At 55.7% G+C, this 15,392-nt stretch carries 13 protein-coding genes; 5 read left to right on the plus strand and 8 right to left on the minus strand.

The window, feature by feature from the left end; all coding sequences use genetic code 11:
* Window positions 1-7 precede the first annotated feature (7 nt).
* The 8 genes from B2U47_RS06400 to carA all read right to left on the minus strand — a co-directional run bounded on the left by B2U47_RS06400 (window position 8) and on the right by carA (window position 8,470).
* Complete coding sequence (locus B2U47_RS06400; protein ID WP_296674075.1) at window positions 8-811, minus strand: phosphatidate cytidylyltransferase; 804 nt, start codon at window positions 809-811, stop codon at window positions 8-10.
* Window positions 804-1,553: a polyprenyl diphosphate synthase gene (gene uppS / locus B2U47_RS06405; protein ID WP_296674074.1), complete on the minus strand. Its 750-nt coding sequence runs from the start codon at window positions 1,551-1,553 to the stop codon at window positions 804-806. Before uppS ends, B2U47_RS06400 begins: the two co-directional genes overlap by 8 nt.
* A gap of 43 nt (window positions 1,554-1,596) precedes the next feature.
* Window positions 1,597-2,154, minus strand: coding sequence for a ribosome recycling factor (gene frr / locus B2U47_RS06410; RefSeq protein WP_296674072.1), 558 nt, complete (start codon window positions 2,152-2,154; stop codon window positions 1,597-1,599).
* 3 nt (window positions 2,155-2,157) lie between these two features.
* Window positions 2,158-2,889 carry a UMP kinase gene (gene pyrH, locus B2U47_RS06415; protein ID WP_296674071.1) on the minus strand — a complete coding sequence of 244 codons (732 nt, stop codon included), beginning with the start codon at window positions 2,887-2,889 and terminating at the stop codon, window positions 2,158-2,160.
* A gap of 112 nt (window positions 2,890-3,001) precedes the next feature.
* Entirely contained in the window at window positions 3,002-3,610 is a 609-nt protein-coding gene (gene cobC / locus B2U47_RS06420) for an alpha-ribazole phosphatase family protein (RefSeq protein ID WP_296674069.1), read from the minus strand.
* Window positions 3,610-4,095, minus strand: coding sequence for a transcription elongation factor GreA (gene greA / locus B2U47_RS06425; RefSeq protein ID WP_296674068.1), 486 nt, complete (start codon window positions 4,093-4,095; stop codon window positions 3,610-3,612). The genes cobC and greA overlap by 1 nt, the downstream gene beginning before the upstream one ends.
* Window positions 4,096-4,113: 18 nt before the next feature.
* Entirely contained in the window at window positions 4,114-7,338 is a 3,225-nt protein-coding gene (carB, locus tag B2U47_RS06430) for a carbamoyl-phosphate synthase large subunit (RefSeq protein ID WP_296674066.1), read from the minus strand.
* Window positions 7,331-8,470 carry a glutamine-hydrolyzing carbamoyl-phosphate synthase small subunit gene (carA, locus tag B2U47_RS06435; RefSeq protein ID WP_296683017.1) on the minus strand — a complete coding sequence of 380 codons (1,140 nt, stop codon included), beginning with the start codon at window positions 8,468-8,470 and terminating at the stop codon, window positions 7,331-7,333. Before carA ends, carB begins: the two co-directional genes overlap by 8 nt.
* A gap of 295 nt (window positions 8,471-8,765) precedes the next feature.
* Between carA and B2U47_RS06440 the strand changes: the two genes are divergently transcribed.
* The 5 genes from B2U47_RS06440 to prpF are packed head-to-tail and all read left to right on the plus strand — an operon-like array spanning window position 8,766 to window position 15,301.
* The gene (locus tag B2U47_RS06440; protein WP_296674063.1) at window positions 8,766-9,488 is read left to right on the plus strand and encodes a GntR family transcriptional regulator; all 723 of its coding nucleotides are present in this window, start codon (window positions 8,766-8,768) and stop codon (window positions 9,486-9,488) included.
* Window positions 9,436-10,332 carry a methylisocitrate lyase gene (gene prpB, locus B2U47_RS06445; RefSeq protein WP_296674061.1) on the plus strand — a complete coding sequence of 299 codons (897 nt, stop codon included), beginning with the start codon at window positions 9,436-9,438 and terminating at the stop codon, window positions 10,330-10,332. Before B2U47_RS06440 ends, prpB begins: the two co-directional genes overlap by 53 nt.
* Window positions 10,333-10,351: 19 nt before the next feature.
* A complete protein-coding gene (gene prpC, locus B2U47_RS06450; protein WP_296674060.1) occupies window positions 10,352-11,500 on the plus strand; it encodes a bifunctional 2-methylcitrate synthase/citrate synthase in 1,149 nt (382 codons plus the stop codon).
* A 10-nt stretch (window positions 11,501-11,510) separates the two neighbouring features.
* Window positions 11,511-14,114: a Fe/S-dependent 2-methylisocitrate dehydratase AcnD gene (gene acnD / locus B2U47_RS06455; RefSeq protein WP_296674058.1), complete on the plus strand. Its 2,604-nt coding sequence runs from the start codon at window positions 11,511-11,513 to the stop codon at window positions 14,112-14,114.
* Window positions 14,114-15,301 (plus strand): 2-methylaconitate cis-trans isomerase PrpF, encoded by a 1,188-nt coding sequence (prpF, locus tag B2U47_RS06460; protein ID WP_296674056.1) that lies wholly within the window; start codon window positions 14,114-14,116, stop codon window positions 15,299-15,301. Before acnD ends, prpF begins: the two co-directional genes overlap by 1 nt.
* Window positions 15,302-15,392: the final 91 nt, after the last annotated feature.

Below are 15,392 nucleotides of genomic sequence, written 5' to 3' on the forward strand. Positions count from 1 at the left end.
CCATGCCTCAGAGCAGCCACAACAGGCCGAGAGTAAACAGGGGCGCTGCCGCCAGCATACTATCCACCCGGTCAAGAATGCCGCCGTGCCCCGGTAGGATATGCCCACTGTCTTTTACCCCTGCCTCACGTTTCAGCAAACTTTCAAACAAGTCACCAGCCACAGACATCAACACCACGCCCATCGACAGGATCATGAATGCCACTTCCTTGCCTGCTGGCAATTCCACCCAGAAAGCACCCAACCATGCCCACAAGGCCGTTGCCAGTACTGCACCCGACAACCCTTCCCTGGTTTTTCCCGGACTCAGGTCAGGTGCCAGTTTGTGTTTGCCGAACTTGCGCCCAGTGAAATAGGCCGCTGTGTCCGCAAGTGCCACCAGCGCGATCAGATACATCACATAGCGGTAATCCATCGCATGAAGTTTGAACAGGGCAAACCAGGCAGGCAACAGCACAAAAATACCCATGATGCGCATGGGCAAGGCATGTTTCTTGTAAAAACCGGCATTTTTCGGGTAAATCACCAAGGCAAACAGAATCGCCGCCCAGATAGGTACGCTGATCCACAAGACCACCTCAGCCGGTAGCGACAGGAAAACCAGCGGAGCGGATGCCAGCAGGATCATCATGGTTCCCATCATGCGCTTTTCCGGCAGGTAACACCCGGTCAAACCTGCCCATTCCCATGCGCCCAAGCCAATAATGAACAGCATCGAAAACAGCGCAAACAGCTCGGTTGGCAAGAAACGAATACCTGCAAACACCAGGAGAATCAATACGATTCCCGTCATGATCCGTTGTTTAAGCATGGTTGCCTCCCGTTATTTGTTCACCGGTCATACCAAAGCGCCGCTGACGGCTGGCGAAATCCGCGAAAGCCTCCCGAAGGCTGCTTTCATCAAACTCTGGCCACAATGTATCCGTGAAATACAGCTCGGCATACGCAAGCTGCCACATAAGAAAATTACTGATACGCCGTTCGCCACCAGTACGGATGAACAGATCAGGATCAGGTAGCCCCCCAGTTGATAGCATCGCGCTAAAACTGCTTTCGTCCAGTGATGCCAGATCCCTGCCCTCCGCTACAGCCGTAGTGCAAGCATTGCGTACAGCCTGCAAAATATCCCAGCGCCCACCATAATTTGCCGCCACCAGCAAATGCATCCCGCTACAACTTGCAGTCAGCCCTTCCACTTGGAGGATTTTGTCCTGCAAACCTGCGGAAAAACCGGAACGGTCGCCAATAAACTGCAAACGCACGTTATGGCGCAACAAGCCTGCCGATTCACGCTCCAACGCTGTCATGAACAGCGACATCAGACCGCTGACTTCATCCTCCGGGCGTCTCCAGTTTTCACTACTGAAGGCAAACAGGGTCAGGCATTCAACCCCTGCCTCACTACAGTTCCTGATAACCTTGCGGGCAGCTTCCACGCCTCGGTGGTGTCCCATCAAACGTGGCAGGAAACGCGCTTTCGCCCAGCGACCATTGCCATCCATAACGATGGCAACATGCCGGGGCACTATCTGCTTGGCGGTGTTATTTGTCATGTATTCCCGTTTTGGCCACACAACATAGGTAGCCAAACATCTGTCAGACTTCCATCAGTTCTTTTTCTTTTTTCTCCAGTACCACTTCGACTTCCTTGATGTACTGGTCGGTCATTTTCTGGATGTCATCGGTCGCACGCCGCTCTTCATCTTCGGAAATTTCCTTTTCCTTCAGCAGTGCCTTGAAATCGGAATTGGCATCACGGCGAATATTGCGGATAGCTACTCGTGCACCTTCCGCCTCGCTCTTGACCACCTTGACCAGATCACGACGGCGTTCCTCGGTCAGGGCTGGCAGAGGTACACGAATCACATTACCATCACTGGCAGGATTCAAACCCAAATTGGATGTCAGGATGGCTTTCTCGATCTTGGCTGCCATCGGCTTTTCCCACGGCACGACCTTAAGGGTGCGGGCATCTTCGGTACTAACATTGGCAACCTGACTCAACGGCACGTCGGCACCGTAGTAGTCCACCGTCACCTGATCCAGCAGGCTGGGATGCGCCCGCCCGGTACGGATTTTTGTCAAGTCGTTTTTCAGGGCTTCGATGCTTTTGTGCATCCGTTGTTCTGCATCTTTCTTGATGTCTGCAATCATCTCTTAAACCTCAACCAGAGTACCAACAGGCTCACCACCTACAATGGCAGCAAGCGCCCCCGGTGCAAACATGTCAAATACACCGAGCGGAAGTTTGTTGTCACGGCACATGACCATGGCCGTCAAATCCATCACACCCAACTGGCGTTGGATGGCGTCGTCGAAGGATAACCGATCGAAGCGTTTGGCCGCAGGATTTTTTTTCGGATCAGCATCATAAATGCCATCAACCTTGGTAGCTTTCAACAGCAAGTCACACTGCAATTCAACCGCCCGCAAACTGGCAGCCGTATCTGTGGTGAAAAACGAGTTGCCTGTACCCGCCGCACAGATGACAATATTGCCTGCTTGCAGATAACGGCGAGCCTGATGGGCAGAATAGCGTTCACCGATTTGGTCGATCCCCAAAGCCGTCATGACGCGGCACTGACCACCCAGCTTCTCGATGGCATCCTGCATTGCCAGAGAATTCATGACAGTTGCCAGCATTCCCATCTGGTCGCCCCGCACCCGATCCATGCCTTTCTCAGCCAGACCAGCGCCCCGAAATAGGTTTCCGCCACCAATAACGACTGCCACCTGCACACCTGAATGCTGTACTTCCAATGCTTCGCCAGCCACCCGGTAGAGGATTTCAGGGTCAATACCTGCATCCTGGCTGCCCAACAGGGCTTCACCACTCAATTTCAGAAGGATACGGCGAAAACGGGCAGCAGTGCTGGCAGTGGCTGACATAGTGATACCTGCGATTATTAAAATTGGCTGCATTTATACAGGGGCGCAAGGTATCGGGCAAGTTGCGGGTAGGAAAAAGCCCCTTAAACCAGACGTAACAGGGAAAGGTGTATCAACAAGCATGACTCAGCAAGCTGACCCACTCCCCGCCACGATCACGCAAAACCCGCAAATGGGTCAGGCTACCGTACTCAATGTTAAGCGCAAGCATACGCTCATCCGGGATTTGCAGGACATGCGCCAGAATGGTACGGATCACCCCAGCGTGAGTCACCACCAGAACTCGTTCACCACGCCAGGCACGTGGCATATCTGCCCAGGCATCCAGTACACGGGCGCGGAAATCCCCGAAGCTTTCCCCACCTGCGGGGATAACCTGAGCAGGATTCAGCCACCATGCTGCCAGTTGTTCGGGAAAAGACTGCAAGACCTGCTGTGGCGTACAACCTTCCCATGCACCCAAATGAATTTCACGCAGGCGCTCATCCCGCACCAACGGCAGGTCATACTTTTGGGCAAACCATTCGGAAAACTCTGCACACTGTGTTTTGGGTGAAGTGACTACCGCATCCCACTGGGGTTTGCTGCGCCCAAACACATGCTTGAGGTGTTTCCAGCCAGCTTTGCTGAGAGACGTATCCAGACTACCGCAGAACACATCCCCAGCTTCCACGGCTCCGTGCTGCAACAAGCCGATCTGGGTAATACTGTTATCCGGCACTACTGGTAACTGACTTCAATAATTTCGTATTCGCGCACACCGCCGGGGGCTTGCACCACTGCCACGTCGCCCTCTTCCTTTCCGATCATGGCGCGGGCAATCGGGGTAGAAACACCCACGCGGTTTTGCTTGATGTCGGCTTCGATGTCGCCCACGATCTGATAGGTAATGGTTTGACCGGACTCCACTTCTTCCAGTTGCACAGTGGCGCCAAACACCACCTTGCCGGGGTTAGCCGCACCCACCACAGCTACATCAATAACTTGTGCCATTGACAAAATGCCTTCCAGCTCCTTGATACGCCCTTCACAGAAACTCTGCTGCTCGCGGGCAGCGTGGTATTCCGCATTCTCTTTCAAATCGCCGTGTTCACGCGCTTCGGCAATCGCCTGGATAATGCGCGGGCGCTCTTCGGTTTTGAGACGTTGCAGTTCGGTTTTCAAACGCTCAGAACCCTGTAATGTAAGCGGCGGTCTGGTACTCATGTTCCGTTTCCTTTGTCCTTATTGTGCGATGTCGCGGTGGAGGTCTTGCAAGCAGTACACCTGTTCGTCGTCGGTATGTGCCATCGCCTGACACAAGGCTTGCGCCCCGGCAATCGTGGTAGTGTAGGTGATTTTATGCTGCAAGGCTTCGCGGCGAATCTCGAAGGAATCCTTGGTAGACTGTTCGCCTTCCGTGGTGTTGACGATCAAATCGACTTCCTCGTTTTTGATCATGTCGACGATATTGGGGCGACCTTCACGCATCTTGTTGACGATTTCGCAGGCAATCCCGGCGTTTTGCAATTCACGCGCCGTACCACGGGTCGCAATGATCTTGAAACCCTGTTTGGTCAGCATGTCACCGATACCCGGTAAATGCTTGCGGTCGGCTTCACGCACACTGATGAAAGCCACGCCGGAGGTTGGGTAAACCTCACCCGCTGCGTATTGCGCCTTGCCGAAAGCTTCCGCAAAGGTTTTGCCCACGCCCATGACTTCGCCGGTCGACTTCATCTCAGGGCTGAGGATCGGGTCAACACCGGGGAACTTGATGAACGGGAACACCGCTTCCTTCACAGCATAGTACGAGGGAATGATTTCGTTCAGGGCATTTTGTGCCGCCAACGATTGTCCTGCCATGCAACGTGCTGCCACTTTTGCCAGCGGACGCCCAATGGCTTTGGACACAAACGGCACAGTCCGCGAGGCACGCGGGTTGACTTCCAGAATGTAAACATCCTCGCCCTTGATGGCGAATTGCGCATTCATCAGACCGACCACGTTGAGTGCTTTGCCCATGCGCACCATTTGGTCACGCAACTCATCTTGCAGCGCAACCGACAGCGAGTAAGGCGGCAAGGAACACGCCGAGTCACCGGAGTGGATGCCAGCCTGTTCGATGTGCTGCATAATGCCGCCAATCAGCACGCTTTCACCGTCGCAAATCGCGTCAACGTCCACCTCAATCGCGTCATCCAGATAACGGTCAAGCAGCACAGGGGAATCGTTGGACACCGACACGGCGGTGTTCATGTAACGGCGCAATTCGTTTTCGTGGTAAACGATTTCCATCGCCCGACCACCCAACACGTAGGACGGGCGCACCACCAGCGGGTAACCGATTTCGTCTGCCAGACGCACCGCTTCTTCCAGACTGCGGGCAGTACGGTTAGGCGGTTGCTTCAAGCCCAGCTTGTTGATGAGCTGTTGGAAGCGTTCGCGGTCTTCCGCCAGGTCGATGGAATCCGGTGACGTGCCGATAATCGGCGCACCCAGGGCTTCGAGGTCACGCGCCAGTTTCAGCGGGGTTTGCCCACCGTATTGCACGATCACACCCAGCGGTTTTTCCAGATCGACGATTTCCATCACGTCTTCGAGCGTCAGTGGCTCGAAATACAGACGGTCGGAAGTGTCGTAATCGGTGGACACGGTTTCCGGGTTGCAGTTGACCATGATGGTTTCAAAGCCATCGTCGCGCAATGCCAACGCCGCGTGCACACAGCAGTAGTCGAATTCGATCCCTTGCCCGATACGGTTGGGGCCGCCACCCAAGACCATGATTTTCTTGCGGTCAGTCGGGTTGGATTCGCACTCTTCCTCGTAAGTGGAATACATGTACGCGGTGTTGGTGGAAAATTCCGCCGCACAAGTGTCCACACGCTTGTAGACCGGGCGTACCCCCAGCTTGTGACGCGCCTGACGCACCGCTTTCTCGTGCTTTTCGTGCAGCAGCTTGGCCAGACGCTTGTCGGAAAAGCCCTTGCGCTTGAGCATCCGCATTTCGTCAGCGGTAATGCTGTTGAGCAAACGGTCGCCGAGGCTGGCTTCGATGTCCACCAGTTCCTTGATCTGCACCAGGAACCACGGGTCGATGCTGGTTTGGGCAAACACTTCTTCCACGCTCATGCCGATGCGGAAAGCGTCACCAACGAACAGGATACGTTCGCCACTGGCTTCGGTCAGTTCACGGCGCAGCGTGTCCTTTGCATCCGGGTCATTCGGGTCAATGCGCTCGTTCAAACCTTCGATGCCGGTTTCCAGACCGCGCAGGGCTTTCTGGAACGATTCCTGGAAAGTGCGCCCCATTGCCATCACTTCACCGACCGATTTCATCTGTGTGGTCAGGCGCGGGTCAGCCTTGGGGAATTTCTCGAAGGTGAAACGCGGAATCTTGGTGACCACGTAGTCGATGGATGGCTCGAACGAGGCCGGGGTTGCCCCGCCGGTGATTTCGTTGCGCAACTCGTCCAGCGTGTAGCCGACTGCCAGTTTCGCCGCCACTTTCGCAATCGGGAAACCGGTAGCTTTGGAAGCCAGTGCAGAAGAGCGCGACACACGCGGGTTCATTTCGATAACGATAATGCGCCCGTTATTCGGGTTGACCGAAAACTGCACATTGGAACCGCCGGTATCGACACCGATCTTGCGCAACACCGCCAAGGAAGCATTACGCAGCAACTGGTATTCCTTGTCGGTCAGGGTCTGCGCCGGGGCTACCGTGATCGAGTCGCCGGTGTGGATACCCATCGGGTCAAGGTTTTCAATCGAGCAGATAATGATGCAATTGTCGTTGCGGTCACGCACGACTTCCATTTCGTACTCTTTCCAGCCGAGCAGGGATTCTTCCAGCAGCACTTCGGTGGTCGGGGACATATCCAGACCACGGGCGACGATGGTTTCAAATTCCTGCCTGTTGTAGGCAATACCGCCGCCACTGCCACCCATGGTGAAGGAGGGGCGGATAACCACCGGAAAACCCAGTTCAGCTTGCACCGCACGCGCTTCTTCCATGGTGTGTGCCACACCGGAACGGGCGGATTCCAGACCGATTTCATCCATGGCAATGCGGAACTTCTGACGGTCTTCCGCCATTTCGATGGCTTCTTCCTTCGCACCGATCATTTCCACGCCGAACTGGTCGAGGACACCGTTGCGGGCGAGGTCGAGGGCGCAGTTGAGCGCGGTTTGCCCGCCCATGGTCGGCAGGATCGCGTCAGGGCGTTCCTTTTCGATGATTTTCGCCACCGTCTGCCAGCGGATCGGCTCAATGTAAATCGCGTCCGCCATGTTGGGGTCGGTCATGATGGTCGCCGGGTTGGAGTTGACCAGAATGACGCGGTAGCCTTCCTCACGCAACGCCTTGCACGCTTGCGCCCCGGAATAGTCGAATTCACAAGCCTGACCGATGATGATCGGGCCTGCACCAATAATCAGGATACTTTTAAGGTCAGTACGCTTAGGCATGTGCAGCTCTCATCATCGCTATGAAACGGTCAAATACGGGGGCAACGTCGTGCGGGCCGGGGCTGGCTTCGGGGTGTCCCTGGAAACTGAGCGCGGGGCAGTCGGTGCGCTCAATGCCTTGCAGACTGCCATCAAACAGCGAGCGGTGGGTAGCACGGACATTCGCCGGAAGCGTAGTTTCATCGACCGCAAAACCGTGGTTCTGGCTGCTTATCATCACGTGTTTGCTGTCCAGATCCTGCACCGGATGGTTCGCGCCGTGATGCCCGAACTTCATCTTGACGGTTTTTGCACCACTTGCTAGGCCGAGCAATTGATGACCGAGACAGATACCAAAAGTGGGCACTTTCTGTTCCAGCACTTCACGGATAGCAGCAATCGCGTAATCGCACGGTTCCGGGTCGCCGGGGCCGTTGGATAGGAACACGCCATCGGGGTTCATTGCCAATACGTCGCTTGCCGGGGTTTTGGCAGGTACAACCGTAACGCGGCAGCCACGGTCTACCAGCATCCGCAGGATATTGGTTTTGATACCATAGTCATACGCCACGACGTTGAATTCTGCCGTGTCTGCGGTCGATGGGCGCGGGGTGTTGGGGTCGAGTTGCCAACTACCTTGCGTCCACACATAGGGTTCGTTGACGGTGACTTCTTGCGCCAAATCCATGCCTTTCAAGCCGGGGAAGGAACAGGCAGCGTCAAGGGCTTGTGCCTGATTCAGGTTGTCCCCCGCCATGATACAGCCACGCTGTGCACCTTTTTCGCGCAGGATACGGGTCAGACGGCGTGTATCAATGTCGGCAATCGCCACTACCCTGTTGCGGACAAGGTAATCCGGCAAGGATTCTTCTGAACGCCAGTTGCTGTAAATTGCTGGGACATCACGCACGATCAACCCAGCCGAATGGACTTGCGTGGATTCACAATCTTCCTGATTGACGCCTACGTTACCAATGTGGGGGTAAGTCAGAGTAACGATTTGGCGGGAATAAGAGGGGTCGGTCAGGATTTCCTGATAACCTGTCAACGCTGTATTGAATACCACTTCACCCGTGGTTTGGCCATCGCAGCCGATAGAACGCCCGTGGAAGACACTCCCATCTTCCAGCACCAGCAGTGCTTGCTTGTTCAAAAGAACCTCCGAAGTCTACATACGAAACGGGATGAGGCACGCTCATCCCGTCTAAAATCTTGTAGGCGGGCATTTTACTCCCTGCCTGACAGAGTGTCTATGCAAGGTTTTAGCATAGTGTGCATTGCAGCATAAACCCTTCAAAAGCATACGCCCGCAACCATCTTCATGCAACATGCCCAAAACAACCTAAAATTCATCATTTTGTTAACAAAAAAACAAAAACACTTCATCTTTATCCTTCAATATGTATAATAAGGACAGAGATTGTCGACAATCCACAGGAAGCCACACCATGTTAGCACCACACACAACGGAAGGCACACTGGCCGATGTAGCCTCCACTAGACTGACACAAGCCATTATTACCGGAGAACTGCTTCAGGGGCAAAAACTCAATGAAGCCGATCTGGCGGAACGTTACGGCATCGGGCGCGGCCCCTTGCGCGAAGCCTTACGCCAACTGGAAGGAATGCGACTGGTGCGGCGTGTTCCACATGCTGGGGCGCGGGTCGTCACCCTTGACCGTGAAATGATGGCAGATTTGTACGCTGTGCGCGAAGCACTGGAAGGCATGGCCTGCCGGATGGCAGCCCAGCGCATGACTGACAACGAAATCGCCCATTTGCAACACCTGCTCACCAAACACGGCGAGCAGATCGAGGCCGCCGAAGGGCAGATTTATTTCCAGAACGAGGGCGATTTCGACTTTCATTACCAGATCGCATTGGGCAGCCGTAACCAGATGCTGATCGACCTGCTGGCAGGGGAACTGTACCAGTTGCTGCGCATGTGCCGTTACCGCACCAGCCGCCTAGCAAAACGTACCCGCCCTGCCTTGCAACAACATCACCAGATCGTCGATGCGATAGCCAATCGCGACGGCGAACTGGCCGAAATGCTCATGCGCCGCCACATCAGCGGCGCATGGAAAAGTATCAATGAAATGATGATGGAAGAGGAACATGACAGCAAAGCAATCACTTACGCCAGGTCAAAAACTGCGTCAAGCCGTTGAAGAAAACCATCCCCTGCAAGTCGTTGGGGCAGTAACCGCCAATAGCGCCATCATTGCCGAAAAGGTTGGTCATAAAGCCCTGTACCTCTCCGGCGGCGGTGTTGCCGCTTCTTCCTTGGGCATTCCTGACCTTGGCATTACCACCTTGCACGATGTACTGGAAGATGCCAAACGCATCACTGCGGTGACCTCTTCCCCGCTGCTGGTGGACATCGACACGGGTTGGGGCGGCACTTTCAACATTGCTCGCGCTACCCGTGAAATGATCCAGGCTGGCGTTGCCGGTTTCCACATCGAAGACCAAGTAATGCAAAAACGTTGCGGTCATCGCCCCAACAAAGCGATTGTGTCCTTGCAAGAAATGGTGGATCGGGTGAAATCCGCCGTCGACGCGCGGACTGATGACAGCTTCGTCATCATGGCACGTACCGACGCACTGGCAGTGGAGGGGATGCAATCCGCCATCGACCGTGCGATGGCGTGTGTGGAAGCCGGTGCTGACATGATCTTCCCCGAAGCCATGAACAAACTGGAACAGTACGCCGAGTTCACCAAGGTCGTGAATGTTCCGGTACTGGCCAACATCACCGAATTCGGTGCAACCCCTCTGTACACCACCACCGAACTGGCAGAGGTTGGTGTCAAGCTGGTGCTGTACCCACTGAGCGCGTTCCGTGCCATGTGCAAAGCCGCAGAAAACGTTTACACCCACCTGCTGAACGAAGGTACACAGAAAAACGTGATCGACACCATGCAAACCCGTATGGAGTTGTATGACACCATCGGCTATCACGCTTTCGAGCAGAAACTGGATCAATTGTTTGCCACAAAAGGCGCAGAGTAAGGCTTGAGGAGGAGCATTCATGACTGAATCGACATTACCGAAACCCAAGAAATCCGTCGCCTTGTCCGGCACTGCCGCAGGCAACACGGCTATCTGTACGGTAGGGCGTACTGGTAACGACCTGCATTACCGTGGTTACGACATTCTCGATTTCGCAGAACAGGCTGAGTTTGAAGAAATTGCCCACCTGATTGTGCACGGCAAATTGCCCAATGCGGCTGAATTGAAAGCCTACAAAGCCAAGCTGAAATCCTTGCGTGGCCTACCAATGCCGGTCAAACAGGCACTGGAAGCCCTGCCACCATCCTCTCACCCGATGGATGTGATGCGTACCGGCTGTTCCGTACTCGGTGCCTGCTTGCCAGAAAAGGAAGAGCACCCGGTTGCCGAAGCCCGTGACATCATTGACCGTCTGATTGCCAGTTTCGGTTCCATGCTGTTGTACTGGTATCACTACGCCGTCAACGGCAAGGTGATTGACGTGGAAACTGACGATGAAACCGTTGGTGGTCACTTCCTGCATCTGCTGCACGGCAAAACCCCTTGCGAATCATGGGTGCGTGCCATGCACACGTCCCTGATCCTGTACGCAGAGCATGAATTCAATGCTTCCACATTTACATCACGCGTGATTGCTGGCACGAATTCCGACATGCATTCCTGCATTACCGGGGCAATCGGTGCGCTGCGCGGCCCGAAACACGGCGGCGCGAATGAGGTTGCCTTCCGTATCCAGAGCCGCTACCACAGTGCTGACCAGGCCGAAGCAGACATCCGTGAGCGGGTTGCCCGCAAGGAGATCGTGATTGGTTTCGGGCATCCGGTCTACACCATTGCTGACCCGCGCAACGTGGTCATCAAGCGTGTTGCCAAGCAACTGTCTGAAGAAAACGGCAACATGACCATGTACAACGTGGCTGACCGTCTGGAGAGCGTAATGTGGGAACTGAAAAAAATGTTCCCGAACCTGGACTGGTTTTCTGCCGTTTCCTACAACCAGATGGGTATCCCAACGGACATGTTCACCCCGATTTTCGTCATCTCCCGTGTGACTGGCTGGGGTGCTCATGTTATCGAACAGCGTGAAGACGGCAAGATCATCCGCCCCAGTGCGAATTACACAGGGCCGGAAAATCTGCAATTTGTGCCATTGGCAGAACGTGGGTAAGAGAAATATTATGAATACCGAATACCGTAAACAACTCCCCGGCACAAACCTCGATTATTTCGATACCCGTGCCGCTGTCGAAGCTATCCAACCGGGTAGCTACGACACCCTGCCGTACACTTCGCGTGTATTGGCAGAACAACTGGTGCGCCGCTGCGAACCGGAAGCCCTGACCGATTCCCTGAAGCAGCTCATCGAGCGCAAACAGGAACTGGATTTTCCGTGGTATCCCGCCCGTGTGGTGTGCCACGACATCCTCGGCCAAACCGCACTGGTTGACCTGGCAGGCTTGCGTGACGCGATTGCTGACCAGGGCGGTGACCCGGCGAAAGTCAACCCGGTTGTCCCCACCCAGTTGATCGTTGACCACTCGCTGGCAGTCGAATGCGGCGGCTACGACCCTGATGCCTTCGCCAAAAACCGCGCCATCGAAGACCGCCGTAACGAAGACCGTTTCCACTTCATCGACTGGACGAAAACCGCGTTCAAAAACGTCGATGTGATCCCCGCTGGCAACGGCATCATGCACCAGATCAATCTGGAGAAAATGTCTCCGGTGATTCAGGCGCGTGACGGCGTGGCGTTCCCTGACACCTGCGTCGGCACGGATTCGCACACCCCACACGTTGACGCACTGGGTGTTATCGCCATCGGTGTGGGCGGTCTGGAAGCGGAAACCGTGATGCTGGGTCTGCCTTCCATGATGCGCCTGCCTGACATCGTTGGGGTGAAACTGACCGGCAAACGTCAACCCGGCATCACCGCCACCGACATCGTGCTGGCGTTGACCGAATTCCTGCGTAAAGAGCGCGTGGTCGGTGCGTATGTGGAATTCTTCGGTGACGGTGCAGACAGCCTCTCCATCGGCGACCGTGCCACCATTTCCAATATGTGCCCGGAATACGGCGCAACGGCGGCGATGTTCTACATCGACGGCCAAACCATCGACTACCTGAAACTGACCGGGCGTGAACCGGAGCAAGTGGCACTGGTTGAAAACTACGCCAAAACCACCGGCTTGTGGGCGGATTCACTAGCCAATGCGCAATACCCGCGTGTGCTGGAATTCGACCTGTCGACCGTGGTGCGCAACATGGCGGGGCCTTCCAACCCGCACCGCCGCTTACCAACCTCTGCCTTGGCAGAACGCGGTATCGCGGTGGATCTGGACAAAGCCCAAGCCGAAGAGGCGCAAGGTCTGATGCCGGATGGCGCGGTCATCATCGCCGCGATCACGTCTTGCACCAACACCTCCAACCCACGCAACGTGGTGGCGGCTGGCTTGCTGGCGAAAAAAGCCAACGAACTGGGGCTGATACGCAAACCGTGGGTCAAATCCTCATTCGCACCGGGTTCCAAAGTTGCCGAACTGTACCTGAAAGAAGCCGGTTTGCTGGCGGAACTGGAAAAACTCGGTTTCGGTATCGTCGCTTTCGCCTGCACCACCTGTAACGGCATGTCGGGCGCACTTGACCCGAAAATCCAGCAGGAAATCATCGACCGCGACTTGTACGCCACCGCTGTATTGTCGGGCAACCGCAACTTTGACGGGCGTATCCACCCGTATGCCAAGCAAGCCTTCCTCGCCTCCCCACCACTGGTGGTAGCTTACGCGATTGCCGGAACCATGCGTTTCGACATCGAAAAAGACGCGCTGGGTACGGACAAAAACGGCAACCCGATCACGCTGAAAGACATCTGGCCTGCCGACGAAGAAATCGACGCTATCGTTGCCGCCGCCGTCAAGCCAGAGCAGTTCCAGCAAATCTACATCCCGATGTTTGATTTGGGTACGGTGGAAGAAGCCAAAAGCCCGCTGTACGACTGGCGACCGATGTCCACCTACATCCGCCGCCCGCCTTACTGGGAAGGTGCATTGGCCGGTGAGCGCACCCTGAAAGGGATGCTACCGTTAGCGGTATTGCCGGACAACATCACCACTGACCACCTGTCGCCTTCCAACGCGATCATGATGAACAGTGCGGCGGGTGAATACCTGCACAAAATGGGCCTGCCGGAAGAAGACTTCAACTCCTACGCCACCCACCGTGGCGACCACCTGACCGCCCAACGCGCCACTTTCGCTAACCCGCAATTGGTGAACGAAATGGCAGTCGTGGATGGTCAGGTGAAAAAAGGCTCTCTGGCACGGGTCGAGCCGGAAGGCAAGGTCATGCGCATGTGGGAAGCCATTGAAACCTACATGGAACGCAAACAGAACCTGATCATCATTGCCGGTGCTGACTACGGTCAGGGTTCCAGCCGTGACTGGGCTGCCAAAGGCGTGCGTCTGGCAGGTGTGGAGGCCATCGTCGCGGAAGGTTTCGAGCGTATCCACCGTACCAACCTCGTTGGCATGGGCGTATTGCCGCTGGAATTCAAGGCGGGTGACACCCGCAAGACTTACGCTATCGACGGCACGGAAAGCTACGATGTGGAAGGCAGCATTTCACCACGCGCTGACCTGACTGTGGTCATGCACCGCCGTAACGGCGAAACGGTGCGCATTCCGGTCACTTGCCGTCTGGATACCGCCGCAGAAGTGCGCGTATACAACGCGGGCGGTGTGTTGCAACGCTTTGCGCAGGACTTCCTCGAAGGAGCGGCAGCGTAATGTCCCAGGTTCCACAAATCAAAATCCCCGCCACGTATATCCGTGGCGGCACATCGAAAGGTGTGTTCTTCCGGCTGGAAGACCTGCCGGAAGTGGCGCAAGTACCGGGCAAGGCGCGTGACAAAATCTTTCAGCGCGTTATCGGTAGCCCTGACCCCTATGCCGCCCACATCGACGGCATGGGCGGAGCCACGTCGTCCACCTCCAAGTGCGTGATCCTGTCGAAAAGCACACGCCCGGATCATGACGTGGATTACCTTTACGGCCAGATTTCCATCGACAAGGATTTCGTGGACTGGAGCGGCAACTGCGGCAACTTGTCCACGGCTGCCGGGGCTTTCGCCATTCATGCCGGGTATATTGATGCCGAACGTCTGGCGCAGGATGGCATCTGCACCGTGCGTATCTGGCAGGCCAATATCAGCAAGACCATTATTGCGCATGTACAGGTGCGTGATGGTCAGGTGCAGGAAACCGGCGATTTCGATCTGGACGGCGTGACCTTCCCGGCGGCAGAAATCATTCTGGAATTCCTGGACCCGTCCGATGACAGTGAAGACGGCGGCAGTCTGTTCCCGACCGGCAATCTGGTTGACCAACTGGATGTACCCGGTGTCGGCAGCTTCCCGGCTACCATGATCACCGCCGGTATTCCGACCGTGTTTGTGAATGCGGTGGATATTGGTTATACCGGTACGGAATTGCGGGAAGCGATCAATACCGACCCGGCAGCACTGGCGCGTTTCGAGAAAATCCGCGTGGCAGGTGCGTTGCGCATGGGGCTGATCAAAACCCCGGAAGAAGCGCTTACCCGCCAACATACGCCCAAAATTGCCTTTGTTGCAGCACCGCAAGACTATACGTCATCCAGCGGTAAAACTGTGCAAGCAGGTGATGTGGATTTATTGGTACGCGCCTTGTCGATGGGCAAACTGCACCACGCCATGATGGGTACGGCTGCGGTTGCGATTGGTACGGCGGCGGCTGTACCGGGGACATTAGTCAATCTTGCTGCTGGTGGTGGCGAACGCCAAGCGGTGCGCTTTGGGCATCCTTCGGGTGTCTTGCGCGTTGGGGCGGAAGCCAAACAAGTGAATGGCGAATGGGCAGTGACCAAAGCCATTATGAGCCGCAGTGCGCGGGTGTTGATGGAAGGCTGGGTACGCATTCCCGGTGATTGTTTTTAATTAATTTACTCCCTCACCCCAACCCCTCTCCCTCAAGGGGAGAGGGGCTAAGAGGCCATCTTTCTTATTCCCCCTCGCCCCTTGAGGGAGA

The sequence above is a fragment of the Thiothrix sp. UBA5583 genome (assembly GCA_002425225.1).
GTDB lineage: Bacteria > Pseudomonadota > Gammaproteobacteria > Thiotrichales > Thiotrichaceae > Thiothrix > Thiothrix moscowensis.

Coding starts and splice junctions, on each gene's coding strand:
- B2U47_RS06400 (WP_296674075.1), bottom strand. CDS start 811: ATGCTTAAACAACGGATCATGACGGGAATCGTATTGATTCTCCTGGTG.
- uppS (WP_296674074.1), bottom strand. CDS start 1,553: ATGACAAATAACACCGCCAAGCAGATAGTGCCCCGGCATGTTGCCATC.
- frr (WP_296674072.1), bottom strand. CDS start 2,154: ATGATTGCAGACATCAAGAAAGATGCAGAACAACGGATGCACAAAAGC.
- pyrH (WP_296674071.1), bottom strand. CDS start 2,889: ATGTCAGCCACTGCCAGCACTGCTGCCCGTTTTCGCCGTATCCTTCTG.
- greA (WP_296674068.1), bottom strand. CDS start 4,095: ATGAGTACCAGACCGCCGCTTACATTACAGGGTTCTGAGCGTTTGAAA.
- carB (WP_296674066.1), bottom strand. CDS start 7,338: ATGCCTAAGCGTACTGACCTTAAAAGTATCCTGATTATTGGTGCAGGC.
- B2U47_RS06440 (WP_296674063.1), top strand. CDS start 8,766: ATGTTAGCACCACACACAACGGAAGGCACACTGGCCGATGTAGCCTCC.
- prpB (WP_296674061.1), top strand. CDS start 9,436: ATGACAGCAAAGCAATCACTTACGCCAGGTCAAAAACTGCGTCAAGCC.
- prpC (WP_296674060.1), top strand. CDS start 10,352: ATGACTGAATCGACATTACCGAAACCCAAGAAATCCGTCGCCTTGTCC.
- acnD (WP_296674058.1), top strand. CDS start 11,511: ATGAATACCGAATACCGTAAACAACTCCCCGGCACAAACCTCGATTAT.
- prpF (WP_296674056.1), top strand. CDS start 14,114: ATGTCCCAGGTTCCACAAATCAAAATCCCCGCCACGTATATCCGTGGC.